1 protein-coding gene is annotated in these 412 nt (G+C 67.2%); it reads right to left on the reverse strand.

The features are described from left to right. Positions 1 to 238 precede the first annotated feature (238 nt). Complete coding sequence (locus PZH32_RS14260) at positions 239 to 400, reverse strand: hypothetical protein (RefSeq protein ID WP_428994034.1); 162 nt, start codon at positions 398 to 400, stop codon at positions 239 to 241. Between the last annotated feature and the right edge of the window lie 12 nt (positions 401 to 412).

Consider the following 412-nt stretch of genomic DNA (forward strand, 5'->3'; position numbering starts at 1 on the left):
CTGCTGGAAGAGGCACCCTCGCCGGCGCTGTCCGAGCCCCTGCGCCGCGGCACTCCACCACCTGATGGGGCGGCGCCTTCGCCTGCGCGGTCAAAACTGGCAAGAGAAACGCCGCCTCCTGCGCCAGCGCCTTCTCGACCCCAATCGTCGCTAGCAGAGAAAAGTAACCCCCACCGCAGCAACAAGAGAGCCGCCCCCAGGGACGGCGCTCTCAAAACACACGGTATGCGGAAACACCCTAGAACTGGGCGAAGCGCTCCTGGCGCTGGCGCACCAGCTCCTCAGGGCTCAAATCCGCCAGCTCCTTGTAGGCTTCGCGCACGTAATCGCGCACCGCGGCCTCGGCCTCGTCGGGATTCTCGTGGGCCGGGCCCTCCCCCTCAGAAAGCACGGCGTCGATAACGCCGCACGC

Origin of the sequence: Adlercreutzia equolifaciens (assembly GCF_029076695.1) — a bacterium.
Taxonomy (GTDB): Bacteria; Actinomycetota; Coriobacteriia; order Coriobacteriales; family Eggerthellaceae; genus Adlercreutzia; species Adlercreutzia equolifaciens_A.